The sequence below is a fragment of the Spirosoma sordidisoli genome, assembly GCF_004138325.1.
Taxonomy (GTDB): domain Bacteria; phylum Bacteroidota; class Bacteroidia; order Cytophagales; family Spirosomataceae; genus Spirosoma; species Spirosoma sordidisoli.
Window position 1 is genome coordinate 1,272,562 of sequence record NZ_SBLB01000001.1, and the last position, 26,555, is coordinate 1,299,116.

Annotated in this window: 18 protein-coding genes; 6 read left to right on the plus strand and 12 right to left on the minus strand. The window is 56.2% G+C overall.

Annotated elements, in window-relative coordinates; all coding sequences use genetic code 11:
- Positions 1–331: 331 nt before the first annotated feature.
- A complete protein-coding gene (gene clpB / locus EQG79_RS05550; protein WP_129600484.1) occupies positions 332–2,992 on the plus strand; it encodes an ATP-dependent chaperone ClpB in 2,661 nt (886 codons plus the stop codon).
- 508 nt (positions 2,993–3,500) lie between these two features.
- Here the strand turns inward: clpB and EQG79_RS05555 are convergent.
- Positions 3,501–4,211, minus strand: a complete 711-nt coding sequence (locus EQG79_RS05555) for a LolA-like protein (RefSeq protein ID WP_129600486.1) — start codon at positions 4,209–4,211, stop codon at positions 3,501–3,503.
- A gap of 92 nt (positions 4,212–4,303) precedes the next feature.
- Entirely contained in the window at positions 4,304–5,599 is a 1,296-nt protein-coding gene (nhaD, locus tag EQG79_RS05560) for a sodium:proton antiporter NhaD (RefSeq protein WP_077924118.1), read from the minus strand.
- 40 nt (positions 5,600–5,639) lie between these two features.
- On the opposite strand from nhaD, the gene EQG79_RS05565 reads away from it, so the two are divergent.
- Positions 5,640–5,978: a hypothetical protein gene (locus EQG79_RS05565; protein WP_077924146.1), complete on the plus strand. Its 339-nt coding sequence runs from the start codon at positions 5,640–5,642 to the stop codon at positions 5,976–5,978.
- Between the two features lies 1 nt (position 5,979).
- Here the strand turns inward: EQG79_RS05565 and EQG79_RS05570 are convergent, their stop codons facing one another.
- The 4 genes from EQG79_RS05570 to EQG79_RS05585 all read right to left on the minus strand — a co-directional run bounded on the left by EQG79_RS05570 (position 5,980) and on the right by EQG79_RS05585 (position 13,290).
- A complete protein-coding gene (locus EQG79_RS05570; RefSeq protein ID WP_129600487.1) occupies positions 5,980–7,158 on the minus strand; it encodes a cation:proton antiporter in 1,179 nt (392 codons plus the stop codon).
- Between the two features lie 89 nt (positions 7,159–7,247).
- The gene (crtD, locus tag EQG79_RS05575) at positions 7,248–8,741 is read right to left on the minus strand and encodes a 1-hydroxycarotenoid 3,4-desaturase CrtD (protein ID WP_129600489.1); all 1,494 of its coding nucleotides are present in this window, start codon (positions 8,739–8,741) and stop codon (positions 7,248–7,250) included.
- 42 nt (positions 8,742–8,783) lie between these two features.
- Entirely contained in the window at positions 8,784–9,650 is an 867-nt protein-coding gene (locus EQG79_RS05580) for a PE-PGRS family protein (protein ID WP_077924115.1), read from the minus strand.
- A gap of 97 nt (positions 9,651–9,747) precedes the next feature.
- Complete coding sequence (locus tag EQG79_RS05585) at positions 9,748–13,290, minus strand: PAS domain-containing protein (protein ID WP_129600491.1); 3,543 nt, start codon at positions 13,288–13,290, stop codon at positions 9,748–9,750.
- Positions 13,291–13,423: 133 nt separating this feature from the next.
- On the opposite strand from EQG79_RS05585, the gene EQG79_RS05590 reads away from it, so the two are divergent.
- The 3 genes from EQG79_RS05590 to EQG79_RS05600 all read left to right on the plus strand — a co-directional run bounded on the left by EQG79_RS05590 (position 13,424) and on the right by EQG79_RS05600 (position 19,749).
- Positions 13,424–15,928, plus strand: coding sequence for a S9 family peptidase (locus EQG79_RS05590; RefSeq protein ID WP_129600493.1), 2,505 nt, complete (start codon positions 13,424–13,426; stop codon positions 15,926–15,928).
- A gap of 186 nt (positions 15,929–16,114) precedes the next feature.
- Positions 16,115–18,529 (plus strand): endonuclease MutS2, encoded by a 2,415-nt coding sequence (locus EQG79_RS05595; RefSeq protein WP_129600495.1) that lies wholly within the window; start codon positions 16,115–16,117, stop codon positions 18,527–18,529.
- 182 nt (positions 18,530–18,711) lie between these two features.
- Positions 18,712–19,749, plus strand: coding sequence for an alpha/beta hydrolase family protein (locus tag EQG79_RS05600; protein WP_129600497.1), 1,038 nt, complete (start codon positions 18,712–18,714; stop codon positions 19,747–19,749).
- 64 nt (positions 19,750–19,813) lie between these two features.
- On the opposite strand, the gene EQG79_RS05605 is transcribed toward EQG79_RS05600, so the two are convergent.
- From EQG79_RS05605 to EQG79_RS05625, 5 genes are all read right to left on the minus strand, one after another.
- Positions 19,814–20,134, minus strand: a complete 321-nt coding sequence (locus tag EQG79_RS05605) for a DMT family transporter (RefSeq protein WP_129600499.1) — start codon at positions 20,132–20,134, stop codon at positions 19,814–19,816.
- A 143-nt stretch (positions 20,135–20,277) separates the two neighbouring features.
- Positions 20,278–21,333: a sugar phosphate isomerase/epimerase family protein gene (locus EQG79_RS05610; RefSeq protein WP_077924109.1), complete on the minus strand. Its 1,056-nt coding sequence runs from the start codon at positions 21,331–21,333 to the stop codon at positions 20,278–20,280.
- 41 nt (positions 21,334–21,374) lie between these two features.
- Positions 21,375–21,680 carry a four helix bundle protein gene (locus EQG79_RS31270; protein ID WP_317126234.1) on the minus strand — a complete coding sequence of 102 codons (306 nt, stop codon included), beginning with the start codon at positions 21,678–21,680 and terminating at the stop codon, positions 21,375–21,377.
- A gap of 122 nt (positions 21,681–21,802) precedes the next feature.
- Positions 21,803–22,951 (minus strand): Gfo/Idh/MocA family protein, encoded by a 1,149-nt coding sequence (locus EQG79_RS05620; protein WP_077924108.1) that lies wholly within the window; start codon positions 22,949–22,951, stop codon positions 21,803–21,805.
- 72 nt (positions 22,952–23,023) lie between these two features.
- Positions 23,024–24,160, minus strand: coding sequence for a Gfo/Idh/MocA family protein (locus EQG79_RS05625; RefSeq protein WP_077924145.1), 1,137 nt, complete (start codon positions 24,158–24,160; stop codon positions 23,024–23,026).
- 224 nt (positions 24,161–24,384) lie between these two features.
- On the opposite strand from EQG79_RS05625, the gene EQG79_RS05630 reads away from it, so the two are divergent.
- Positions 24,385–25,626: an MFS transporter gene (locus EQG79_RS05630; protein WP_129600501.1), complete on the plus strand. Its 1,242-nt coding sequence runs from the start codon at positions 24,385–24,387 to the stop codon at positions 25,624–25,626.
- 183 nt (positions 25,627–25,809) lie between these two features.
- On the opposite strand, the gene EQG79_RS05635 is transcribed toward EQG79_RS05630, so the two are convergent.
- A complete protein-coding gene (locus EQG79_RS05635; protein WP_129600503.1) occupies positions 25,810–26,388 on the minus strand; it encodes an HD domain-containing protein in 579 nt (192 codons plus the stop codon).
- Between the last annotated feature and the right edge of the window lie 167 nt (positions 26,389–26,555).

Below are 26,555 nucleotides of genomic sequence, written 5' to 3' on the forward strand. Positions count from 1 at the left end.
GTCCCTACGGCTATTGACATGCCGCTCCTATGGAGTTAATCCTATTCGCTTTAGCCAACTGCGGTTGGCCTGCTGCACATACAGCTCTATTCATAAACACGCTCCCATAGAATACGGGCGGAATGTCGAGGATCTTTCGCATTCGGAACGCCTGAATTATACTCTCTATACAAGATCTTATAAAGACATTTTGACGCATTTAGCAATCTCAACGGCTTGTTTCACGTCAAAATGTCCGCAAAACAGACCCGGCCCGGAGTTTGTTACCAACTAGTGTATACTGACTGTAATCTCTGGTTATTGATTTATCTCATTCATTCCTCAACCAGCCATGAACGTTAATAATTACACCATAAAGGCGCAGGAGGTCGTGCAGCATGCGGCCCAGATGGCGCAGGGCAATCAGCAGCAAACGGTCGAAACAGGCCATGTGCTGAAAGCCATTCTAGAAGAAGACCCAAACACCGTAGGGTTTCTGGCCAGGAAACTCGGTACCGACATCAAACGCTTGACCCTCGCCCTGGATGCCATCATCAACGGGTACCCCAAAGTGGTCGTTGCCGGTGGGCAGCAGCAGGGTATTTACCTGGGCAATGATCTGAACGCGGCTTTGCAACGGGCCCAGACGCAAATGAAAGACTTTGGCGACGAGTATGTCAGCGTCGAAATGATGCTACTTGGCCTCGTTGGTGGTAAAGACACCGTAGCTACGTTACTGAAAGACATCGGATTTTCCGAAAAAACCCTAAAAGATGCCATTCGCGACCTGCGGGGCAAAAACAATCCTGTGAAAGACCAAAACGCAGAGGCAACGTACCAGTCGCTGGAGCGGTACGGTATCAACCTCAACGAGCGAGCCAGCGCGGGCAAAATTGACCCGGTGATTGGCCGCGACGAAGAAATACGGCGGGTGCTCCAGATACTGAGCCGCCGGACCAAAAATAACCCGATGCTGCTGGGTGAACCCGGTGTCGGTAAAACCGCCATCGTAGAAGGACTGGCCCAGCGCATTGTACAGGGCGACGTTCCCGAAAACCTCAAGTCGAAGATTATTATGTCGCTGGACATGGGCTTGCTCGTGGCCGGTGCCAAATACAAGGGTGAGTTTGAAGAACGGCTGAAGGCCGTTATCAAGGAGGTGACGGATTCCGATGGCGAAATCGTCTTGTTCATCGACGAAATCCACACCCTCATTGGTGCGGGCGGTGGTGGCGAAGGGGCTATGGATGCGGCTAACCTGCTGAAACCAGCCCTGGCGCGGGGCGAACTGCACGCCATCGGTGCTACCACGCTTAAAGAATACCAGAAATACATCGAGAAAGACAAAGCCCTCGAACGCCGGTTCCAGTCCGTTATGGTCGATGAACCCGACGTGCCGGATGCGATCTCGATCCTGCGCGGTATCAAAGAGCGCTATGAGCTGCACCATGGCGTACGCATCAAAGACGACGCGGTCATTGCCGCCGTTGAGCTGTCGAACCGCTACATTTCGGACCGGTTCCTGCCCGATAAGGCCATTGACCTCATGGACGAAGCCGCAGCCAAGCTCCGGCTCGAGATCGACTCCGTACCCGAAGAGCTCGACGAGCTGAACCGGCGGATCATGCAGCTGGAAATTGAACGCGAAGCCATCCGGCGCGAAGACGACCGCGACAAAGAAAGCGTCCTGAGCCGGCAAATTGCCGAGCTGAACGAGCAGCGTACCGAACTGAAAGCCCGCTGGGAAACCGAAAAAGCGTCGGTCAACGAAGGCCGTACGCTGAAAGAACAACTCGACCAGCTCCGCATCGAAGCCGAACAGGCCGAGCGCTCAGGCGAGTACGGCAAAGTAGCCGAGATTCGGTACGGCCGCATCCCGGAAATCGAAAACCGCCTGAAGGAACTGCAACGGGAGAAAGGCGACGGCGACGTGTCCAACAACCAGAGCCCCATGTTGCAGGAAGAAGTCACCTCCGAAGACATTGCCGAAGTGGTGGCCAAATGGACAGGTATTCCGGTGAGCCGCATGCTCCAGTCGGAACGCGACAAACTGCTGTTCCTGGAAGCGGAACTCGGCAAGCGGGTAGCGGGTCAGGAAGAAGCGATCGAGGTCGTGTCGGACGCCGTACGCCGGAGCCGCGCGGGTATGCAGGACCCGAAGCGCCCCATCGGTTCGTTCATCTTCCTGGGTACGACCGGCGTCGGTAAAACCGAGCTGGCCAAGGCCCTGGCCGAATTCCTGTTCAACGACGAGAACGCGCTGGTTCGCATCGACATGAGCGAGTACCAGGAGCGCCACGCCGTGAGCCGCCTGATTGGTGCCCCTCCGGGCTACGTAGGCTATGACGAAGGTGGTCAGCTAACGGAGGCCGTTCGTCGGAAACCGTACAGCGTAATTTTGCTCGATGAGATTGAGAAAGCACACCCCGATGTGTTCAACATTCTCCTGCAGGTGCTGGACGATGGTCGCCTGACCGATAACAAAGGCCGGGTAGCCAACTTTAAGAATACGATTATCATCATGACCTCGAATATCGGGTCGCACGTGATCCGGGAGCGGTTTGCCGACATAACGGATCAGAATGCCGATCAAATCATCGAGAGCACGAAAGAAGAAGTGTTTGAGCTGCTGAAGCAGACCGTACGGCCCGAGTTTCTGAACCGGATCGATGAACTGGTGATGTTTCAGCCGCTGACCAGACGCGAAGTGCGCAAGATCATGGAGATCCAGTTCCGGCAGATCCAGCACCGGTTGACCGAGCAGGGTATCGCACTCGAAGCCGACACGGAGGTGCTCGACTTCATCGCCCGCGAAGGCTTCGATCCTCAGTTTGGCGCCCGCCCGCTGAAGCGTGTGCTGCAACGGCGCATCCTGAACGCCCTCTCGAAGGAAATCCTGTCGGGTCGGATTCAGAAAAACGCCATCGTGGGCATGATGCTCAACGAAGACGAAAGCGGCAAAGAAGATATCATCTTCTACAACCTCGACAAGGTGGTGCCGATACTCGACTAACGAAGCCACAAAAAACGCCCGGCCAGCAGGTCGGGCGTTTTTTTATGTCCTGTCAGGCAGTTCCTGATTAGGGCACCGTTACGTAACGCGAACGACGAACAGTCGATTACGACTATTCTTTGTCATCCCGTTGGCAGTAAGAATCTCCGGGCGAGGCTAAAAAACCTTCGGCTACAGAAGATCCCCACTTCGGTGGCCCGGTCCTTTGCCGGGACGACAAAAAGGCCAGCCATGGTTTACCACTGTTATCACGATCACGTTATCACGAATCATGACCCGTAGGGCCTTCACAGCGCAGCGTCGGTAGCAGCAAACGGCCCATCATCCATGGCCCGTTAGGGCCTTCACAGCACAGCGTCGGTAGCCATCAATTCAGCCAGAGCATCCTTGGCCCGTCAGGGCCTTCACAGCACAGCGTCGGTAGCAGCAAACGACCCGATCATCCATATGGCCCGTAGGGCCTTCACAGCGCAGCGTCGGTAGCATGTCGGTAGCATGTCGGCACCATTTATTCGGTTTTAAAATCCGAATCTTTGAGCCCTTTGTTGACCTTCACGTTATCGACGGTCATGACCATATTACCCCGGGCCGACTTCTGATTGAGCGTCATCGGAAATTTGATACCACTCACATCCTTATAATCGTCGTATACGGTTGTCGTCGTCATGCTACCCCGGGGCGATTTGTTGGTTACGACCGACTGCACTTTCAGCCCCGTGCTGGTGTCGAAGTTGTCCGTCCAGGTAGATGATCCGTCGGCAGTTGTATGGCTGAGTTTGTAGGTGCTCTTGCCGTCAACGGTCTCGGGCCCGACCAGGGTTGTTTTAACGCCATTTTCGGCATAGTGCAACTCCGGAAAAAGCGTATTCATCAGGGTCATCTGCTGAGCCGCCGGGCCGTCTAGTGTCTGGCTGCCCTGCATTCCGCCCATAAGCACCTTCTGCCCGTCGCCGGTTTGCTTCATCACCTCCATACCGTTGGCGTTGATCACCATCGAGAACTTGTTGGGTAGTTTCTGCTTGCGGGTAATGATCATCACCCCGCGCTCGGTCTCGCTCGACATGCTCATTGTCAGATCGTTTACTTTCGTCAGGGCATCTTTACCGCCGAGGGCTGTTATGTATTTGTCCAGTACCTGATCGGCCGTAGGGGCGTCTTGTGCAGTGGCCTGCCGGGTCAGCGCCGGCAGCAGTAACAGGGCTATAAGGAATCGTTTCATGAGGAGAAAAGGGGGTGATTGGTTCGACCAAATGTAAAGAATCGCCCCTGAATCGGCAAGCCTCTGAGCAGCTCTGGCATGGGCGGTACCGGCTACCGGAACAGGGCGTACTCAACCAGGTATACCACAGCCCCCGCAACATAACCGATCAGCGCGAGCCAGCTGATCCGGCGCAGGTACCAGCCAAACGACAGTCGCTCCATACCCATAACGGCTACCCCGGCCGCCGACCCGATCAGCAGCAGACTGCCACCGGTACCGGCGCAGTAGGCCAGAAATTCCCAGAGCTTGGCATCAGGCGGATAGGTCTCTAAATCGTACATTCCCATGGCAGCCGCTACAATCGGCACATTGTCGACCACAGCCGATACAAGCCCAATCAGCAGAACAATTACATCCAGGTTCCCGACCGCATCGGTCAACGCGCCGGCCAGGCTCCGCAGCACGCCCGTTGCTTCGAGCGAGCCAACCGCCAGCAGAATGCCCAGAAAGAACAATATGCTGGACGTGTCGATGCGGCTCAGGGCGTGGGCGGCTGTGAACTTCTGCCGTTCGGCTTCATCCTTGTCGCTGTGAATCACCTCCGACGCCACCCAGATTACACCCAGCACGAGCATCATGCCCATGTAAGGCGGCAGATGGGTAACTGTTTTGAAGATCGGCACAAACAGCATGCCCCCCAGTCCGATGGCCAGCATCAGCCGCCGGTCGCGTCGGGCCGCTTTCGACACGTAAGGCCGGCTAATGCCCTGCTTCGCCGTTGGCTGAGCGGCCTGCGTATCGGCTTTGTACATGAATGTCAGAATACCCAGCGGCACGACCAGCGATACGAGGCTGGGCAGCAGCAATTCGCGAATGATGTTGGTGGTCGTGATCTGCCCGCCTATCCAGAGCATAGTCGTCGTTACGTCGCCAATGGGCGACCAGGCACCGCCGGCGTTGGCAGCCAGGATGATCATACCGGCAATGACCCGTCGCTGCTCCGCGTTGCGAACCAGCTTGCGGGCTACCGAAATCATGACAATAGACGAGGTGAGGTTATCCAGCAGCGCCGACAGACCAAAGGTCAGGAGACTAATAATCCAAAGTAGCGTGCGGGTATTGCGACTGGCAATCCGGTCGGTAATGAGCGTGAAACCATCGTGCGCATCGATCAGCTCTACGATAGTCATGGCCCCCAGCAGAAAAAACAGTATCTCCGCAACCCCCGTCAGGTGCTCGCCGAGATGATGAACAACGGCTTCTATATCACTGACCGACAGGGCATATACCGTCCAGCAAACCACACCCGTAATCAGCGCCGTAGCGGTCTTGTTAATTTTGATCGGATGCTCGAGGGTGATCAGCAGGTACCCAATAACGAAGAGTATGATGAGGGTTATAGTCATAAAATAGAACCGGAACGACTCCGTAATTGTCTGTATGTCGATGGCAAAGAAGCTATTTATTTTACGAATTCCTGCACTTGGTCCCGATGGCATGGCCCTGTTTCCGTTCATCCTGGTCCGGCACAGAAACCCCGGCCCCACGCTGATCAATCACGAACGGATTCACCTGCGCCAGCAACTGGAGCTGGGTATCGTTCCCTTCTACTTCTGGTATCTGATTGAATATGTGATCCGCCGATTTCAGTACCGCGACCATTATACGGCCTACCGGAATATCAGCTTCGAGCGCGAAGCGTTTGCCAACGACCAGAACCTGGGCTACCTGGCCACACGACCGGTCTGGGCCTTTCTGAAATGGACGAAAAAAAGCAGGCCGTAGTTTACTCGTTGTTCAACCGCTGCCCCCGAACCGCTCCGCCGATCATCACCAGCGACGACATCACCACCACCAGCATGGGAATGCCCTCGCGGAAGCCGACCAGCCGCAGGTTCTCCGGAATATTCAGGTAAAGAAGAATGGTAATCAGACCACGGGGCGCTATCCAGAGCAGGGGTCTGGCGGCACTTGGGTAGGTGATGCGCAGCGTCAGCCAGCGCCAGGTGATGATGATAAACACAAATAGCGCACTGACGATCAGCGCATCCGTATCGATGAGTTCGCTCGGCACGGCTATATAGCCGAAGATCAGGAAGAAAAACGTCCGGACAACGAAGGCGCCCTCGGCCGTGAGGTTTTTGAGCTGATCAAGCTCTTTCTCGAACAGATCATTTTTCAGGATGCGGCTGAGTGTACCGCGGATAAACAGCTCCGTATTGTTCAGGAAAAGCCCGAAGATCAGGATCAGCAGCAATGACGACAGATGGTTGATTTCGGCCAGGGCGTAGACCAGAAACAGCACCGAAATAATGGGCAGAAACTTGATCCGGTGGTTGATGCGGCTGATCAGGTAGAGCAGCAGGAAACAGCAGGCCAGCGAGATCAGCGCCATCACCAGCGTGTCGCGCGCGAAGAACCAGACCGCCCCCAGCACCGAATCGCGACTGAGCAGCAGGAAGTTATAGGCCATGATCCCCAGAATACCCGCAAAGGCCGACTCGTAAACCACAAAATCCTGTTTCCCGTCGGAGAGGTTGGTCACGCTCGCGTTGGCAACGGCGCTACTGATGATAGAAAACGGGAGAGCCGCAATGAGGCAATGGTAAAACGTATCGTTGAGCAGCAGGTACAGCGTGCCCGCCATCAGCAGCGTACCGCCAATAATCGACAGCAGCGACGCCAGCAGGGTTCGGCGCAGCACCCCCAGTCGCTCACCGTGGAGTTCGAGATCAAGCCCGCCCTCCAGCACGATCAGAATAAGGCCCAGCGTGCCCAGCGTTGGCAGGATGGTATCCAGATAAGGCACCCGCACGCTAAAGTAGTCGGTAGCCTGCCGGGTCAGCATACCCAACGCCAGCAGCAATAGTACCGATGGAATCTTGAAACGACTGCTGAACAGGTCGAAGCCGTAGGAAATCAGCACCGCCAGGCTCAGCACTATAATCAGAATAGAGGAATCCATGCAGCAAGATACTAAAACGGTACTCAGTTTACAGAGTACCGCATCTGGTTTACTACGTTCTGTTTCCGTAGCTACCCGTCAGAACTAAACTACTGGCTGGCCTTCTCATCAACCACATCCGTCATGATTTTGGCCGAGAGCAGGCAGAGCGGAATGCCTCCGCCGGGATGAACGCTCCCCCCTACAAAGTACAGATTCCGGAATTCGTGCGAGAAATTGGCATGCCGCAGGAAAGCCGCAAACCGGTTGTTGCTGCTGTTGCCGTACAGAGCGCCCTGGCTCGATGAGGTTCGGGCTTCGATACTGCGCGGGTCCAGAACAGCTTCGGTTTCGATGAGCGGCCCCACATCGACGCCCAGGTTGTGGCTCAGTTTGCGGATCACGTCCTGCCGCGCCCGGCTGATGATAGCATCCCAGTCCTGACCGGTATTGTTGGGCGCGTTGAGCAGGATAAACCAGTTTTCGCAACCCGGCGGAGCATCATCGGCCTTGTGTTTCGACGTGATGTTGAGGTAGATAGTCGGGTCGCTGTACAGCTGGTTCTGGCCAAATAACTCGGCAAACTCGGCGCGGTAGTTGTTGCTGAAGAATATGTTATGCAGCCCCAGCTCGGCAAACTCGCGCCGGATACCCCAGTAGAAGATCAGCCCCGAGCTGGATTTGGGCTGCCGCAGAATCCGTTCCGGCTGCCGGGCGTTGGGCAGCAGTTTCCGAAACGTACTGACCACATCCATGTTCGATACAACCAGCGCGTAGGGACGCGGCTGCTCCTCGCCCGCCAGCTGAACGCCCAACACCTGCGTTCCTTTCGTGACGAGCTGGCTTACCCGCGCCCGGTAGTGGAACCGAACGCCAAGATCTTCGGCCAGCCGAACCAGGCTCCCGGTAATGCTGACCATGCCCTGCACCGGAAAAAAAGCGCCGATGTTATACTCCAGATGCGGAATGATATTCAGGGTGGCGGGTGTCTGGTACGGGTCTGAGCCGTTGTAGGTGGCGTAGCGGTTAAACAGCTGAACGAGTTTGGGATGCCGAAACCGACCCTCGTTGGCCTTGTTCATAGTGCTGAACACCCCCAGCCTGGGGAGGTTGAGATAGCCCCGTAAGGCATCCCGGTTGATCCAGGTACCAATTTTGTGCAGTGACCGGTGCAGAAACAGCTTTTCGGTTACCTCATACTTAAGAGCGCTGTCGCGGAGGTGGTCCAGCAGATGATCCGCGGGTTCGCCCAGAACGGACTCGACTTCCTGACCGAATCGGGTATGGTCGGCCCAGGCCGTAAGTCGGGTGGCATCGTCCCAGAAATAGCGGCAGGTTTCGTCCAGCCGGATGTACTGAAAATAGTTGGCCGGCTGTCGACCGGCCAGCTGAAACAGTTCATCGACCAGGTGCGGCATCGTAAACAACGACGGCCCCGCATCGAACCGGTAACTTCCCCGGTCGGTGGTCAGATCGAACGTGGAGAGTTTACCGCCCGGATAGTCGTTAGCCTCGAAGACGTCAACGGCATAGCCTTTCACCGCCAGCCGGATGGCCGACGCAATACCGGCAATACCGGCCCCGATAACAGCAGCAGTTTTCAAAAGGTGATCGAGTGAACTGAGAACAGGGCGCCCCAGTGCCGATTATTTACGGGCGTAATAAAAGAGATTAACGGCAGAAGCGCTGCCTTTTTCGCTGATGGTGAAATAACCTTTGCCATCCTTGTCGAAACAGACGGCTTCGCCCTGCGGCTCTACCCGATACGGCAGGGCTTTGCTGTTACCCCGTTGCAGGGCATCGGCAATGCTTTGTCCGGCATTTCGCTTCCAGTACCGGATTTCGGTATAAGTCCGAACTACAATCTCGGACCCATCGGGCGAAATAGCCGCTCCGGTTACGAACGTCATGGGAATTTCGCCCAGCGATTCGGCAACGGTCAGCTCGTTGATGTTCTGCGGGTACGGCAGCCGGTACAGCCGCACGTTAGCCTCCCGCTTCGAGATGATGTAGATATCTTTGGTAGCCGGATCAATGAACATAGCTTCCGCATCGCGGGGACCATCGGGGTAGCGGAAGTTGATCCGCTCAATCTGCGTAATCGGCGTTTGCAGGTTGGCAGGCTCCGGGAGTCGGTACACCTGCAGAAACGGCTGCTGGGCATTGTTGTCGCCAATGTCGCCGATGTAGAGGTAGTTAACGCCGTCCTGAGGGCCCGGTCCGCTGGCCAGCTCTTCCCAGTCGCGGTTTTCGAAACGCGGAACGCTGATCCGGCCTTTGAGTTGCCCATCGTGTCCGAGCAGCGCCAGTTCGGCCGGTGAGCCGCTGTCCTGGTTGATCCAGAGGTTGCCCGGCTGGGTACGGCTATCGACCATACCCGAGGCTTCGTCGATCAGACCAGCCTGAACGGGGGTTGCGGTCGGGTCCGCAAACTGAGCCTGATCTACACCCGGCAACTCCAGTTTGCAGGAGGTAGCGGTGAGGAGGCCGATTAATATAAGAACAATACGCATGAAGTCTTTCAGGTTGATTGTGCCTCAAAGTAACGAAAGGCCAGACGAAAAATTAGCGAATCGGGAGGATAAGCTATTCAACAGTCTACAATTCGGGTTAAGCCGGGAGCAGAATGGAGAACGTAGCCCCCTGGCCCGGTCGTCCGTCGGCCTGTATATAGCCGTGGTGGTTCTCGACTACTTTCTGCACGATAGCCAACCCAATACCCGTTCCCTGGTATTCGCTCCGGCCGTGGAGCCGCTGAAAAACCTGAAAAATCCGATCGGCCTGGCGCGGGTCGAATCCGATGCCGTTGTCTGACACGTCGATCCGGCAAAACCACCGGCCTTCGTCGGCTACCGACACCGGCAGGCCCGCGTGTTTGCCGCGTACCATCTGGCCCGTAATGATCACTTCCGGCATCTGGTCAGGCCTCGTGAACTTGAGCGAATTGCTGACCAGATTCTGAAACAGCTGCCGTAGCTGAAGACCATCGCCCGGAACGGTGGGCAACGGGTGTACCTGAATATGCGCCCGTTTGTCGGCAATGGCCGTTTCCAGATCGATCAGCACATCGTCGATGAGTGGGTTTAGCTCTACAGGCTCAACCTCTTCGCGTTTGGTCGCCACGCGCGAGTAGGCCAGCACGTCCTTTATGAGCACCTGCATACGGGCTGCGGCCGACTGCATACGCCGGATCATATCCACGCCTTCGGCATCCATAACGCCGACGTACTTCGTCTGAATGATATCGCCAAAAGCCTGAATTTTACGAAGCGGTTCCTGCAGGTCGTGGCTGGCTACGTAGGCAAACTGTTCCAGGTTCCGGTTCGACCGCTGAAGATCCACTACCGACGCCTGTAGTTGCTGCTGGAGCAGTTTGAGCGGGGTGTAATCGCCAAACGTAACCAGTACCTCATCGCCCATTTTGGTGGTGAGGATATCGAGCCATACGTCGATTCCGTCGGTATTGTAATGAAAATCGAACCGCTGCGGCTCGCCGGTCACGTAGGTTTTGTGGTAGGCATCGAACAGGCCGTTACTTTGGTAGCCTGGGAACCATGTGCTGCCCAGCGCCCCGACCACAGCCGCCGGGTCCTGCCCGACATACGAAGCGAGCTGCCGGTTGGCCACCCGAAAGCGGAAATCAACGACCTGCCCCGATTTGTCATGTACAGGACTGAACAGGAATATACCCGTCTGCGACGTGTCGATAACCGTTTGCAGCTCAACGGCCGACCGCTCAATAAGCTGGGAAGCCCGTTTTACGGCCGACACATCCGAGAAGGTAACCACAAAGCCATCGCCCAGTTTCTGGGCCGACACATCGATCCAGAAGTCGAGCCCGTCATGATTATAGTGCAGTTCCGTACGCGTCGGCTCGCCCGTTTCGGTGGTATTCACGTACATAGCAAACAGGCCACTCTCTACGTTACCCGGAAACAGATTCAGCAGCGTATGACGCTTGATAAAGTCGACGGGGTAGCCAACCAGCTGTTCGCTGGCCTGGTTAACCGTAACGTAGCCGAAGTCAACAATCGCCCCCTCCTCGTTCCGGATGGCTTCGAACGACATGATGCCGCTGTTGGAGCTGTTGAGCACACTGTCGAGCAGGTCGGCCTGGCGTTTGGTTTCGGCTGCCTGCCGTTCTACGGCCAGCTGAGCCTGCTTGAGGTCGGTAAAGTTGGTGAACGTAACCAGTACATCCTGCCCAAACTTCATAGCGTGCACATCGAACCAGAGATCGAACCCGTCAACATCGTAATGAATGCTGAATCGCTGTTCCTCGCCGGTATCAAACGTATACCGGTAGCGTTCAAACAGGCCCGTTTCGCGGTAGCTGGTAAACCATGCTGACGCTATGGCACCCGTTAGCACCTCGGGCGTCTGACCCACCATGGCAGCCACCATCCGGTTGATGGTTTTGAACCGAAAATCAACGTGCCGGCCTGCTTCGTCATAAACCGGGCTGAAGACGAATATTCCCGTTGGCGAACGATCGATAACGGCCTGCAGGTCGGCTGCTGCCTGTTTCAGGGCTTGCTGGGCGCGCCGGACTTCGGTGGTATTGGCAAAGGTAAGTACCACCTGTTCGCCCTGCCGAACCGACGACACTTCGAACCACCCCTTCAGGACCTCGTCTTCGTAGTAGTTCTCCGCACGCCGTTGCTCACCGGTTGCCAGCGTCTCACAATACAGTGCGAAGAAGCCTGCCTGCCGATAGCCCGGGTACACGTCCTGCATGGTTCGGCCAATGGCCTGCACCGGATCAGCGCCGGTGAGCTGCTCTACGGCCCGGTTGGCAGCCAGGATCCGGAAATCAACGACCGCACCCGGCTCATTACCCGTTGCCGGCTCCCGGATCGGCTCCAGCAATAATACGCCGTTGATGGCCCCATCGAGCATGGTGTGCATCAGTTCGGCCTGGGCTTTGTTGGCAGCGGCAGCCTGTTCAAGCGCCAGCTGCGCGTATTTTTCGGCCGACACATTCGAAAAGGTGATGACCAGCTCCTCGTCGGCGAGTTTACGGGTATTTACGTTTAGCCATTGGCTGAGCCGTCCGTCGTCGTAATACGTTTCAACAACTTGCGGCTGTCCCGTCTCTATGGTTTTGACAAAGGCGTCGAATAAGCCCGACTCGCGCAGGTTCGGATGCAGCTCAAGATCGCGCTGCCCGACCAGCGCGTCGACCGTTGACTGCGAGATCGTGGCGGCCTGCTGGTTCGCCGACAAGACCAGAAAATCAACAATGTCGCCCTCGGCGTTACGGATCGCGCGTTCGGCGACGATGCCGTTCGACGATGCGTCGAGTAATTTATTGAGGAAGTTGGCCTGCCGTTCTTTCTGTACAGCCGCCTGGTGCTGCTCGGTAACGTCGGTATAAGTGACCACCAGCCCATCGTAGAACGGCGACAAGGTGATATCGAGCCATATACCATGGCCATCCAGTTCATACCATGTCTCGAACCGATGCGGCTCACGGGTTTCGGTCACCCGTACATACTGATCGAACAACCCATGTTCACGGATTCCCGGAAATACGTCCGAAGCGCGCTTCCCAACGAGGTCTCCTACACTTTTGCCGCGCAGAGCCGCCCCTACTTTATTGATCGCAATGACTTTGAAATAGTCTACCCGGCCGGCCTCATCGCGAACGGCTTCCAGGGCTTTGATACCGCTGGCTGAGCTATCCAGCACACTGTTGAGCAGGTCCGCCTGGCGTTTGCTCGCGCGCGACTGCTCTTCCAGGGCCTGCTGATTCTGCCGGGCCAGGGTAATATCGTTGAAGGTGATGACAAACCCATCGGCCAGCTTGACAACGGCCATGTCGTACCAGAGCAGCTGATCGCCATCTGGGTAAGGCGTCTCAAAGCGGGCGGGCTCGCCGGTATCGACAACCTGAACGAAGATGTCGAACAGCCCTCCTTCTTTCACGCCCGGCAGCTGGTCCAGCATAGGCTCACCGATCACCGCATCAGTCAGCCCCAGCATGCGTTTGGCCGCTTTATTGAGCCGAATAAATTTGAAGTCGATAATCTGGCCCGTCTGATCACGAACGGACTCATAAGTAATAATACCGTTTAATGATGCATTCAGGATGCCATCCAGTTGCTCAGTAAGTTCAGCGAGTGATTGGTGATCAGTGGAATCCGTTAGCATAGCAGGTAAAATCCCAAAAATTCAGATTGGGTAACGTAGAACGCGATAGCAAGTTATCATTTTTTATGGACAGTATCGTTTTTGCCGTTTCTGTGGCTAATTTTATACTCACGCTAACCTAAAAACTCAACTCATGTCCTTATTTACGACGATTTCTGACCTGTCGCGGTCGGTAGGCAAAGCCCGTTTTGCGCTGACCCTGTCTGGCCTGCTGCTACAGGCCGGACTGGCGGGCGCTCAGGATACGCCGACGTATCAGACACCACCCAAAGCGCTGGCCGATCTGGTGACGATGCCGCCCACGCCGACGGTCAGTCTGTCTGACAAAGGTGATGTCATGGTCATTCTGGAGCAGGCCTCAGCGCCCGGCATTGCCGAACTGGCCCAACCGGAACTCAAACTGGCCGGTCTGCGCATGAACCCGGCCAATAACGGCCCCAGCCGCATGCGCTACATCACGGGCCTGAAAATTAAAAAACTGAACGCCAGGGAAGAAACACCCGTAACGGGGTTGCCGGCGTCGGCGCTGATCAGCTACGTACAGTGGTCGCCCGACTACAGCAAGATTGCCTTTGCCAACTCCACCGACGAACGAATCGATCTGTACGTGGCCGATGTAGCGACGGCCAAAGCGACCAAAGTAGGGAGTGCGGCTCTCAACGCGACCATGGGTATCCCTTTCCGCTGGCTGTCTGACAGTCGGGCGTTGATTGTGAAGACCGTGCCGGCTGGTCGGGGCAATACGCCTGAAATGAGCCGTGTGCCCGCCGGACCTACCACCCAGGCCAACATTGGTGGTAAACGCGGGCAGGCTCCTACCTATCAGGATTTGCTCAAAAGCCCGTCTGACGAGAAACAGTTTGCCTATTACACCACCGCCCAGGTGGTGCGGCTCAGCCTCGACGGACAGGCAACGCCCATCGGCCAACCCGGCATCATTGCCTCGGCCGACCCATCGCCGGATGGTAAGTACGTCATGATCGAAACCGTTCATACGCCCTTCTCCTACCTGGTGCCTGTTTACCGGTTTCCGCTGCGTACTGACGTATATGCCAGTACGGGTGCACTCATAAAAACCCTGAACGACGGCCCCCTGCAGGAAAGCGTACCCTATAGCCCCGATGGAGCGCCGACGGGTCCGCGCGAGTTTGCGTGGCGGGCCGACGCCCCGGCCTCAGTCTACTACACCGTAGCGCAGGACAACGGCGACCCCAAAGTAAAAGCCGACGTACGGGACAAGGTATTTCTGGTCGAAGCGCCTTTTTCGGGACAGCCTCGCGAAATATACGCGGCACAATACCGGTTCGAAGGCTTTGAGTGGGGCAACGAAACCATGGCCCTGGCTACCGAACGCTGGTGGCAGACGCGCAAGATGCTGACCCGTACCGTAAACCCGACCAGCTGGCAGGCAGCCACCCTGTTCGACCGGTCATACGAAGATCGGTACAGCAACCCCGGCCAGCCCGACACGCGCCATAACCAGTACGGTCGTGAAGTACTGAACCTGCTGGCCAACAACGAGATTCTGATGCTGAACGGGCAGGGAGCCTCGCCCGAAGGCGACCGTCCGTTTGTGAGCCTGCTCAACCTGAAGACCAAACAAACCCGCGAACTGTGGCGGTCGGCAGCGCCCAACTTCGAGCGGCCCGTTGCCGTTCTGGACGCAGCCCGGCAGGTAATCCTGACCACCCGCGAAACACCCGACGAGAACCCGAACTACTTTGTCCGCAACCTCAAGGCCCGCATAGCACCGGTTCAGGTAACGGCTTTCCCGCACCCCTACCCGCAGCTGAAAGGCGTTCAGAAGCAACAGCTTCGCTACAAGCGGGCCGATGGCGTTGACCTGACGGCTACGCTGTATCTGCCAGCTGGCTACAAAAAAGAGCAGGGTCCGCTGCCTACCTTCCTGTGGGCTTACCCGGCAGAGTTCAAAAGCAAAGATGCCGCCGGGCAGGTGTCGGGCTCGCCCTACCAGTTCAACCGGATCAGCTACTGGGGGGCTGCGGCCTTCGTAACCATGGGCTACGCTATTCTCGATAACGCCAGCATCCCCATCGTGGGCGAAGGCGACAAGGAGCCGAACGATACCTACGTTGAGCAGCTCGTCAGCAGCGCCAAAGCGGCCATTGACGAAGGGGTTCGGCTGGGCGTGGTCGACTCGAGTCGCGTGGGCGTGGGCGGTCACTCGTACGGGGCCTTTATGACGGCGAACCTGCTCTCGCACAGCAAGCTGTTCAAAGCCGGTATTGCCCGCAGTGGCGCCTACAACCGCACGCTGACGCCCTTCGGCTTCCAGAACGAACAGCGTACCTACTGGCAGGCGCCGGAAGTGTATAACACGATGTCGCCGTTCATGAATGCCGACAAAGTGAAAACGCCGATTCTGCTGGTTCATGGCGAAGCCGACAACAATACCGGCACGTTCCCGATCCAGTCAGAACGCTACTACAACGCGCTCAAGAGCTTCGGCGTAACCAGCAAACTGGTGCTGCTGCCGTACGAAAGTCACGGCTATACGGCTAAAGAATCGCTGCTGCATATGCTCTGGGAAATGAACGGCTGGCTCGAAGCCTACGTCAAAAACCCCAAGCCAGCCACAGCCGCTGGTCAGGCCGGTAAAGTAGGGGGCGGCAAGTAAGATGCCACCAGCTGATCGGGGTTGTTGAGAAACGGTTGAGCTGTTTCTTAACAACCCCGATTTTTTTGTATCTACCGGTCAGGCATCCGATACGACCCGACCGAACCCGCGCCCCCTGCTGAATGTTGTGTATACAGGAGCCGCCTGTACGGCTCCATACCATCTGTTTTCTGCATACGAACCCGAATGCTTTACCCCCAGACATTAGAACATAAATTAGGTTTCGACACCATCCGCCAGCACCTCAAAGACGCCTGCGTCAGCCCGCTGGGACAGGATTATGTCGAGAAAATTCGCTTTACCGATAACCTCTCGCTGATTGATAAACTCCTGCGCCAGACCGACGAATTTCGGCAGATTGTTCAGTTTGAACCCGACTTCCCGAGCAGCAACTACATCGACGTACGGCCCCACCTGAACCGCGCCCGCATAGAAGGACTGGCGCTGACCGAAGCTGAGTTTTTTGACCTTAAGCTGGCCCTGCGCACCATTCAGGACTGTCTGAAGTTCCTGTCCAAACGCGAAGAGAGTCAAACGTTCCCGTTCCTGCGTGAGCTGGCCGGACCGGTTGGCGTCGACAAAAAACTGACCGACGCCCTCGAACGCGTCATCGACGACCGGGGCAACGTCCGCGATTCGGCCTCGCCCGAGCTGGCCCAGATTCGTCGGCGGATCATTGGCGAACAGGCCAACCTGCGCAAACGGCTCGACAGCATTCTGCGTCAGGCCCGGCAAAACGGCTGGATTCCCGACGACCTCAGCCTGACCGTACGCGGGGGCCGACTAGTCATCCCGATTGCGGCCGAACATAAACGCAAGATCAAAGGCTTTGTCCATGATGAGTCGCAGACGGGGCAGACCGTGTTCCTCGAGCCGGCCGAAGTGTTCGACGCCAACAACGAAATCCGCGAGCTGGAGTACGAAGAACGACGCGAGATTTACCGGATTCTGCTGGCCCTGACCGACCAGGTCCGGCCGCACCTCGATGATCTGAAACGAGCCATCAATTTCCTGGCCCAGATCGATTTCATCCGGGCCAAAGCCAAACTGGCCATTCAGCTGGACGCGGTGCTGCCCAGGCTCCACGAGCGGCCGTTCGTTAACTGGACCAGCGCGCGCCATCCGTTGCTTCACCTGTCGTTTCGGAAGCAAAACAAAACCGTAGTTCCGCTGGGCGTTCGGCTCGACGAAAAAGCGCGGATTCTGATCATCTCCGGCCCCAACGCGGGCGGTAAGTCCGTTGCGCTCAAAACCATCGGGCTGGTTCAGTACATGCTGCAGTGCGGCCTGCTGGTTCCCATGGCCGATTATTCGGAGATGGGCATCTTCCAGAACCTGTTCATCGACATTGGGGATGAGCAATCGCTGGAGAACGACCTCAGTACGTACTCGTCGCACCTGACGGCCATGAAGCAGTTCGTGATCGGGGCCAACAAACGCACGCTTTTCCTGATCGATGAGTTCGGAACGGGTACCGAGCCGGGCCTGGGTGGAGCCATTGCCGAGTCGATTCTGGAAGACCTTAACAAATCGGGCGCTTACGGAGTCATCAACACCCACTACACCAACCTGAAGGTGTTTGCCGATAAAACCCCGGGCCTTATCAACGGCGCCATGCGCTTCGACGGGGAGCATCTGGAACCACTTTACCAGCTGGAAATTGGTCGGCCTGGCTCGTCGTTTGCGTTTGAAATCGCGCAGAAGATCGGCTTGCCCAAAGGCATCATCGACCGCGCTAAAGAGAAGCTGGGCAGTCAGCAGGTCAACTTCGAAAAACTGCTGAAAGAACTCGACATCGAGAAGCGCGTCTTCTCGGAAAAAAATCTCGAAATCAGCATCAACCAGCGTAAGGTAGCCCAGCAACTGGCCGAGTATACCGCCCTGAAAACCCGGCTCGACAACGAACAGAAGCAGCTGCTCAACGACGCCAAGCAGAAGGCCAAAGCCCTCGTGCAGGAGGCCAACCAGCGGATCGAGAACACCATCCGGGAGATCAAGGAAAACAAGGCCGAACGCGAAGCCACCAAACAGGTACGGCAGGAGCTCGAACGGTTCGATCAGAAAGAACTGAAACCCGAGCCGGTAGAGCTGGAAAAACCCAAACCCGAAGAGGAGTTCGAAGCCGATAACGGCGCCATCGCGGTCGGCAGCTACGTCCGGATTCAGGGCCAGAATACCATCGGTGAAGTGCTGTCGATTCGCGGCAAAGACGCCGAAATCCGAATTGGCGATCTGAAGTCAAACATCAGGCTGAACCGACTCGAGAAGGTCAGCCGGAAAACCTTCGTGGCCGCCACCGAAACCCGAGACGACCGGCCACGCAGCCGGGGTGTCGACATGAACGAGAAGATGCAGAACTTCAGCTTCAACCTCGACATTCGGGGCAAACGGGGCGAAGAGGCCCTGGGCGAAGTAGACCGTTTCTTCGACGATGCGCTGATGCTCGGCTATCCTGAGTTGCGCATCGTACACGGCAAGGGCGACGGTATCCTGCGCACCCTGGTCCGGAACCACCTGCGCGGCTACAAACAGGTTGGCTCGATGCAGGACGAACATGCCGACCGGGGCGGGGCCGGTGTTACGATCGTAAAGATGAAGTAGCCCGCCGGCCAGCTATACTCCTCAACCACAAACCGCAGCTCGAACGAACTGCGGTTTGTGTGTATAGAGGCCTCCGAAACAGCCACCGGCCGACCGAAAAACTGGCGATTATGGTCAGAAAGTAATAGATTGTCAGCGGCTTATCCGGCCGTTCATGCATACAACCTTACTCTAATCGTCACATGCGCAACCTGTATCTTCTTGTTTTCTGTTTATGGGGCTTCATCGCCTACGCCCAGCAACCGGCCGCCAACCCCGCCGACCTCACCGAACGCATCCGCAACCTCGAAGAAAAACTGGATTTTGCGCTGCAAACCCAGGACAAAAGCACCGATGATCTGCTGTGGTACCAGCGCGTAGGCGACGTTGCCCTTGTCGACAAAATACGCTATACCAGCAAACCACCCCACGTGATCCGAAACCCGACCGGACAGGGTGCTACCAATCCGCTGGTTATTCCGGCCTATACGTTTATACCCCGCAAATACGCAGCCGACAAAAAGCTCCCGCTGATCGTGTTCGTTCACGGCGGAGTACATAGCGATTTCAACTCCAGCTACGCCCATATCGTCCGTGAACTGATCGAGCAGGGGTATATCATCATCGCGCCCGAATACCGGGGCAGCACGGGCTACGGCGGCTCGTTCTACAAACAGATCGACTACGGCGACTACGAAAACGATGACGTGCTGGCCGGCAAACGCTGGGCCGTTGAGAACCTGCCGCAGGTCGACCCGGACCGGGTGGGTATCATGGGCTGGAGCCATGGCGGCATGATTACCCTGATGAATATTTTCGACCATGCCGACGACTATAAAGTAGCCTACGCAGGCGTTCCCGTCAGCGACATGATTGCGCGGATGGGCTACAAGAACCAGAGTTACCGCAACGAATTTTCGGCCGCTACGCACATCGGAAAAGACGCAGCCGACAACGTGGCCGAATACCGGCGCCGGTCGCCGGTCTGGAACGCCCAGAAGCTGAAAACACCCCTGCTGATTCATACCAATACCAACGACGAAGACGTGAACGTACTCGAAGTAGAATCGCTGATCAACGCCCTGAAGGCCAACGGCAAGAAGTTCGACTACAAGATCTATCAGGATGCGCCCGGCGGCCATATTTTCAACCGCATCGATACCCGGCTCGCTAAAGAGTCGCGCCAGGAGATTTACCGGTTTCTGGGTCGTCAGCTAACGCCCCCCAATGCAGTAAAGTAGGCATCATCAACGAGCCGCCCGCTGGTCAGCGGGCGGCTCGCTTACCGGTTTACAATGCTTTATTTTAGTGGGCCGACACCGTTTTCAGCCCGATGACCGAGCCGATCAGCAGCGCGATGAAGAACAACCGCCAGAAGTCGCCCGGCTCCCGGAAAAACAGTATCCCGATCAGCACCGTACCCACCGCGCCGATACCCGTCCAGACGGCGTAGGCCGTACCGAGCGGAATGGTGAGGGTGGCTTTGTTCAGAAAGTAAAAACTCAGGACCGCACACACTACAAACCCAGCTGCCCAGCCGGGTTTCTGAAAATTGTCAGATAGTTTGAGACAGGTCGTGAAGCCGACTTCAAAGAGTCCGGCCAGAATCAGCAGCAACCAGGCCATTGGATTATAAACGCATTAGTACGTATTGACAACCACCGCCCGGCCCCATTTGTCTGCAAAGGCCCGGCAATCCGCATAAAAAAGTGCCGGAAGCAACGCCCCCGGCACCCTTGAATTTGCCTGAATAAGTTATCAACAACCGCTTAGGGCAGGCCCAGCACTTTTTTGTTGAAGCTTTCGTCGGCTCCGGTGCCGGCGAAGTCGTCGAAGGCACGTTCGGTAACCCGGATGATGTGGCCATCGATAAAGGGCGCCCCTTCGGCCGCTCCCTGTTCAGGATGCTTCAGCGCACACTCCCACTCCAGGACGGCCCAGCCCTCGTAGTCGTACTGCGCCAGTTTGGAGAAGATTCCCGAGAAATCGACCTGGCCGTCGCCCAGCGAACGGAACCGCCCGGCGCGTTCTACCCAGCCCTGGAAACCGCCGTATACGCCCTGCTTACCCGTTGGGTTAAACTCGGCATCTTTTACGTGGTACGCGTAAATTCGCTCGTGGTAGAAGTCGATGAACTGCAGGTAATCGAGTTGTTGCAGCAGGAAGTGGCTCGGGTCGTAGTTGATACCGGCCCGCGGGTGGTTGTTCACCTTCTCCAGGAACATCTCAAACGTAATACCATCGTGCAGGTCTTCGCCGGGGTGCAGCTCGTAGCCCACGTTGACGCCTGCCTCATCGAAGGCGTTCAGGATGGGGAGCCAGCGGTTGGCCAGCTCGGTAAAGCCCGTCTCGACCAGTCCGGCCGGCCGTTGTGGCCAGGGATACATAAACGGCCACAGCAGCGCCCCCGAGAAGGTGACGTGGCTCGTCAGACCGAGGTTCTTCGAGGCTTTGGCCGCCAGCATCAGCTGATCAACGGCCCAGGCCTGCTGTTCGGTTGGTTTACCAGCCAGTTCAGCCGGGCCAAAGCCGTCGAACATGGGTCCGTAGGCGGGGTGTACCGCTACCAGCTGCCCCTGCAGGTGGGTCGACAGTTCGGTGATTTCGACACCGATGTCGCCGAGTTTGCCTTTCAGCTCATCGCAGTAGGTCTGGCTTTCGGCCGCCTGCTTCAGATCAATGACGCGCGGGTCCCAGGTGGGCAGCTGAATGCCCTTATACCCCAGGTCTGCCATGTATCTGGCAATGGTATCCAGCGAATTAAAGGGGGCGGCATCGCCCAGAAACTGAGCCAAAAAAATGCCGGGGCCTTTCATTGTTTTCATCCTTTATTGAGCGAGTTAGTGATTGTGTGATTGTGTGATGACTACGAGCCGCTATTGGCGCTACTACGCGCTTTGGATAGTATCTTCAACAACTGATAGCCCTCATTCATCAAATCACTCAATCGTGTTTCAGATACTATTTCTGTAAAAATTAACATCTCCAGCCAAAAGAGCGACTCGTCTAATTCCTCAACAACAATGCTGAGCTTAACGAAAAACTCATTCTGGCTACGGGCACGGCGAACAGCGCGGTATTTGGCAGCAGATGAAGATGATGACCGTATCAATTGCTTACCAAAATATGAGCTTCGTAAGCATGGGGAAGAGCCCGGGAAACCCGAACACAACGAAGCATGAACGTTTTCAGACGTTGCTCCATGTTGTCAGCAAATTCACCTTTATCCAGTCTGGCAGGCTCCATAATTATGCCTAGGTCAGCGTCGTCGCGCTCAATCGCTCATTCACCCAATCACTCAATGGTTACCCACCCCTGGCTGCGGTTGCTTTCCAGAATTTTTTCGCAGATGAGCAGTTCGCGGTACCCGTCGGCGAACGTCGGATACGTCGGGTTCTCGGGTTGTTTACCGGCTTCGATGGCTGCGTAGACTTCTTTGAACATCTGTTTCGACGTATCGGGAAAGCCTTCGTTATGCCCACCGGGGAAGCTGATGACCGAGCGCGCTTCGGCATGAACCAGCGACGGATCGTCGGTCATAGTCTGGTTGTACCCATCGCGGTTACCGATCCAGAGCTGGTTTGGCGACTCCGAATCGAAGGCGAAGGTTTTCTTCGAACCTGAAATTTCGATCTTCAGCTGGTTCTTGCGACCGGCCGATACCTGCGAAACCGTAATGACGCCCCGGTTGCCATTGTCGAACCGCAGCAGCACGTTGGCATGATCTTCGGTGTTGATCGGCACATCGGCATAATCTTCCGGCTGCAGCATCTTGCCCGAGTACGTCTCAACGGGCTTCAGGGGCTTCTTACGGGTTTTGTGAACCGTATTGAAGTCGGCCAGTACGGCTACCGTTTTTACTCCGGTCACGTATTCGAGCAGGTCCATCAGGTGCGAACCGATGTCGGCAATAGCCCGCGAATCGCCCGATTTGTCGGGTTCGAGCCGCCAGTTGTAGTCGGTATTGTAAAAGAGCCAGTCCTGGAGGTACGAGCCAATAATGCTGTACACATCGCCCAGCTCACCTTTCTCACGCATGACCTTCATCTGCCGAACCAGCGGGTAATAACGCAGGTTGAAATGAACGGCATTGACCAGCCCCGTTTCTTTAGCCAGCTGTACGAGCTCCTCGGCTTCGTGCAGATCTTTGGCCAGCGGCTTTTCGCAGATCACGTGCTTACCGGCCAGCAAAGCGGCTTTCGACTGCTGATAGTGCAGGAAGTTGGGCGTGCAGATGTGTACCACCTGGATATCATCCATCTTGAGCAACTCCTCAAACGTAGCCGATCGCTCAATACCGAGCTGATCGGCCTTCTGACGGGCCAGCTCCGGCGTTACTTCGCAAAGAGCCAGTACATTCGTGTTGGGCAGGCGACGGAGGGCTTCGATATGCGCCGGTCCGATGAATCCGGTGCCGACGACACCGATGTTGATTTTTTGCATGAAAGGTAGTCCCGAAGCTCCAGCTTCGGTTGAGGTTTGGTGTTTGTTACAGCCGAAGCTGGAGCTCCGGTTTTACTCAACAAATTTGGTCCACTTGGTAGAGTCGTTCTGGCTGGAGGCTATCACGGTATCGATAAAAGCCAGCCCGCGCACGCCATCATAGACCGTTGGGAAGTCATAGAGCGGATCGGCCGGCCGACCTTCCATATGCGCCCGAACGGCGTAGGCAAAGTTGCGGTAAATGTTGGCAAAAGCCTCAAAAAATCCTTCCGGATGGCCCGCGGGCAGTCGACCGTGCGCTTTGGCAGCCGCCGACAAATCACCCACCGACGGGCGAATGATGCGCTGGCTTTCCTGCGTCTTGTAGAGGAGGGTGTTGGGTTCCATCTGGCGCCACTCGAGGCCGCCCAGTTCACCGTATACGTAGATTTTCAGGGAGTTTTCTTCGCCGTTGCTGATCTGGCTGGCGTGCAGAACCCCTTTGGCACCCCCTTCGAAGCGCAGCAGCACATTGCCATCGTCATCCAGCTGACGGCCCGGCACGAAGGTGCTCAGGTCGGCGCATAGTTCACTGATTTTTAGTCCGGTGATGTACTCGGCCAGGTTTTCAGCATGAGTACCGATGTCGCCCATGGCCCCGGCCGCACCCGACCGCGCCGGATCTGTACGCCAGATTGCCTGTTTGTAGTCGTTGTGCTCTTCATCTTTCGAGAGCCAGCCCTGCGGGTATTCGACAACAACCTTCCGGATCGGGCCCAGCTTGCCGTTGCGCACCATGTCGCGGGCTTCTTTCACCATCGGGTAGCCGGTATAATTGTGGGTCAGGCCGAACACCAGACCGGTTTTTTCCACAATGGTTACTAGGTCTTTGGCTTCCTGCAGGTTGAGGGTCATCGGCTTATCGCAGATGACGTGAAACCCGTTTTCCAGTGCCATTTTGGCGGCCGGGAAGTGCAGGTGGTTGGGGGTAACGATACTGACAAAGTCAATACGGTCGCCTTCGGGCCGTTCCTTCTCGGCCAGGATCATCTGCTCGAACGAATCGTAGACCCGTTCGTCGGGCAGATAGAGTGCCCGACCGGTAGCTTTGGATTTTTCGGGCGACTGGCTGAAGCAGCCGGCCACCAGTTCAATTTCGTGGTCGAAGATAGCGGCCCGACGGTGTACGGCCCCGATGAAGGCGTCGAGGCTACCCCCTATCTGACCCATGCGCAGTTTGCGATGCATAACGAAGTTTTTTAAGTAAAGAGCCTGTTCGGGCCGGTTTACCCGTTGTTCGGCGTGAACAATTTTCGGGGCGGAAATTAGCGGAATAACTTTTTTTTAGGAAATTTTGCACGAACGGACTACTTACAACAGGTAATTGCTACCATTAGACACCTTTTTTTGACAAACCATTTCGTTCTAATCTAAACCCCTAAAGTGTATTCCAAATGAACCTAACCATCAACCGTTCGCGGCTGTTCAACGCCAGTTGCTTTGCAATCATTACTACGGCCATGGCGTTCGCTATCCGGGCGGGTGTGCTTACCCAGCTGGGTAAAGAGTTTAACCTGACCGCCCAGGAACTAGGGTATGTGAACCAAATGGCTTTTCTGGGATTTCCCATTGCCATGATCTTTGGAGGACCGCTTTATAACATCATCGGACCAAAGCGTATTGCCTGGGTAGCGTTTGCTACGCACGTGCTGGGTCTGGTACTGACCATCACGGCATCGGGCTTCTGGAGTCTGCTGATTTCTACGTTCTTCGTTGGTTTTGGTAACGGAACCGTCGAAGCGGCCTGCAACCCAATGGTTACGGATATGTACAGCGGTAACCAGACCACCAAGATGCTGAACCGGCTACACATGTGGTTTCCGGGCGGTATTGTCATCGGTAGTTTGCTATCGAAGTTCATGACCGACGCGGGCCTGAGCTGGCAGCTCCAAATCAGTGCGATCCTGATTCCGGCGGTTATCTACGCGGCCCTGTTTTTTGGCCAGCAGTTTCCGGCCAGCAAAGTAGAAGGGGCTTCGTCAACGGGCGAGAACCTGAAGGCCATGGCGTCTCCGCTCTACCTGTTCATGCTGGCCTGTATGGCGCTGACGGCTATTTCTGAGTTTGGCCCCGAGCAGTGGATTGATCCGATCATGAGAAACGCCGGCGCTAACCCCATGCTGATTCTGGCGCTGGTTACGGGTCTGATGGCCGTTGGTCGTTATTTTGCCGGGCCTATTGTACACCGGCTTAACCCCACGGGCGTCATTTGGGGCTCGTCTATCGTAGCCGCTATCGGTATCTATATGATGAGCAACGCAACAGGCGGCATGGTCTATCTGTCGGCCGTTATCTTCGCTATCGGCGTGTGCTACTTCTGGCCAACCATGCTGGGCTTCGTTGCCGAATACATACCCAAGTCGGGCGCGTTTGGCCTGTCAATTATGGGCGGTATGGGTATGTTTGCTACGTCGATCTTCCAACCCGTAATTGGTAGCTGGCTCGATACCGAAGCCGCCAAACGCGGTCTTACGGCTGAAACGGCCGATCTGGCAACGGGACAGGCTACCCTCGGCCATATGGTCATTTTCCCGCTGATTCTCATTGTGGCTTTCGGTATACTGTTCTTCGTGATGCGCAACCGCAAGCCGGGCCACGTAGACGAAAGCGTCGTGCTGAACCAGCCGATCCAATAAGCAATCAGTTTATTCTACCATCAAAAAGCCCTACTGCTGATCAGCAGTAGGGCTTTTTGATGGTGCCCGATCAAGGTTACCATACTCGCCAGACAACCTGCCGTCCGGTTGCCCCCAATCCGGCAGAGGTCCGGAGTTGTATCCTATTGGCTCGCCTGAGAGCGGCAACCAACTCCGGCCGACTTATACCAGGGCCCGTAGCGCATGCAATCGCTGTTCCTTAGCCGCTTGCCGGGTAGCAATGGCTGTGGGGGTCCAGTAGTGATGGCTGGCCAGAAAGCCAACCTGTATCCGGTTCCAGGCAGTCTCATCGGCCACCATATCCCGAACTTTCAGTTCTTCGAAAAGCGAGTGAGCAATGGGTTCGAAATCGGTGCGGCCCAGGTAATCCAGGTCAGCATCGCACAGGATCTCTTCCAGCTTGTTCTGGGGAGTTTGTGGGACGCGCGTGGCCATGATCATCCCGCAGATGGTCTCGATTTGCCTGTCATTGTAATCAAAATCGGGTAACACCTGCCGCACGTACACGCAGCCAGCTTCTTCGTGGCCCCGGTAGGTCGACAAAAAGCCCACATCATGAAACAAAGCCGCCGTATGGAGCAGCGTCAGCGACTCTTCGTCAGTGACGCCCTCGCCCTGAGCAATCCGATTGACGGCCTCCACCACGTCGCGCACATGATGCAGACCATGATAATGCAGGGTTGGCGATAGCCCGGCCCTCAGTCTGTCAATAATAAACTGTTCAATATCAACAAGATTCATGAATGGCTACGATCAACTATTCCGTATTTTTTTCAGCGAATGTAAGCGGAGAATCCAATATCCTACTGAAATAGTACCGGAATATCTGTAATTTAATTCAAGTAGCGATCCTCTCCGTACTACCAACACAACCGCCCGCACCAGGCAGACCAGTGAACCCGGACGGG

What these genes read in the sequence shown, in the direction of transcription:
- EQG79_RS05635 (WP_129600503.1), bottom strand. Translation starts at nt 26,388, where the DNA reads ATGAATCTTGTTGATATTGAACAGTTTATTATTGACAGACTGAGGGCC.
- EQG79_RS05630 (WP_129600501.1), top strand. Translation starts at nt 24,385, where the DNA reads ATGAACCTAACCATCAACCGTTCGCGGCTGTTCAACGCCAGTTGCTTT.
- EQG79_RS05585 (WP_129600491.1), bottom strand. Translation starts at nt 13,290, where the DNA reads ATGCTAACGGATTCCACTGATCACCAATCACTCGCTGAACTTACTGAG.
- EQG79_RS05590 (WP_129600493.1), top strand. Translation starts at nt 13,424, where the DNA reads ATGTCCTTATTTACGACGATTTCTGACCTGTCGCGGTCGGTAGGCAAA.
- EQG79_RS05570 (WP_129600487.1), bottom strand. Translation starts at nt 7,158, where the DNA reads ATGGATTCCTCTATTCTGATTATAGTGCTGAGCCTGGCGGTGCTGATT.
- EQG79_RS05600 (WP_129600497.1), top strand. Translation starts at nt 18,712, where the DNA reads ATGCGCAACCTGTATCTTCTTGTTTTCTGTTTATGGGGCTTCATCGCC.
- nhaD (WP_077924118.1), bottom strand. Translation starts at nt 5,599, where the DNA reads ATGACTATAACCCTCATCATACTCTTCGTTATTGGGTACCTGCTGATC.
- EQG79_RS05580 (WP_077924115.1), bottom strand. Translation starts at nt 9,650, where the DNA reads ATGCGTATTGTTCTTATATTAATCGGCCTCCTCACCGCTACCTCCTGC.
- EQG79_RS05565 (WP_077924146.1), top strand. Translation starts at nt 5,640, where the DNA reads ATGGCAAAGAAGCTATTTATTTTACGAATTCCTGCACTTGGTCCCGAT.
- EQG79_RS05625 (WP_077924145.1), bottom strand. Translation starts at nt 24,160, where the DNA reads ATGGGTCAGATAGGGGGTAGCCTCGACGCCTTCATCGGGGCCGTACAC.
- EQG79_RS05595 (WP_129600495.1), top strand. Translation starts at nt 16,115, where the DNA reads ATGCTTTACCCCCAGACATTAGAACATAAATTAGGTTTCGACACCATC.
- EQG79_RS05610 (WP_077924109.1), bottom strand. Translation starts at nt 21,333, where the DNA reads ATGAAAACAATGAAAGGCCCCGGCATTTTTTTGGCTCAGTTTCTGGGC.
- clpB (WP_129600484.1), top strand. Translation starts at nt 332, where the DNA reads ATGAACGTTAATAATTACACCATAAAGGCGCAGGAGGTCGTGCAGCAT.
- EQG79_RS05605 (WP_129600499.1), bottom strand. Translation starts at nt 20,134, where the DNA reads ATGGCCTGGTTGCTGCTGATTCTGGCCGGACTCTTTGAAGTCGGCTTC.
- EQG79_RS05555 (WP_129600486.1), bottom strand. Translation starts at nt 4,211, where the DNA reads ATGAAACGATTCCTTATAGCCCTGTTACTGCTGCCGGCGCTGACCCGG.
- EQG79_RS05620 (WP_077924108.1), bottom strand. Translation starts at nt 22,951, where the DNA reads ATGCAAAAAATCAACATCGGTGTCGTCGGCACCGGATTCATCGGACCG.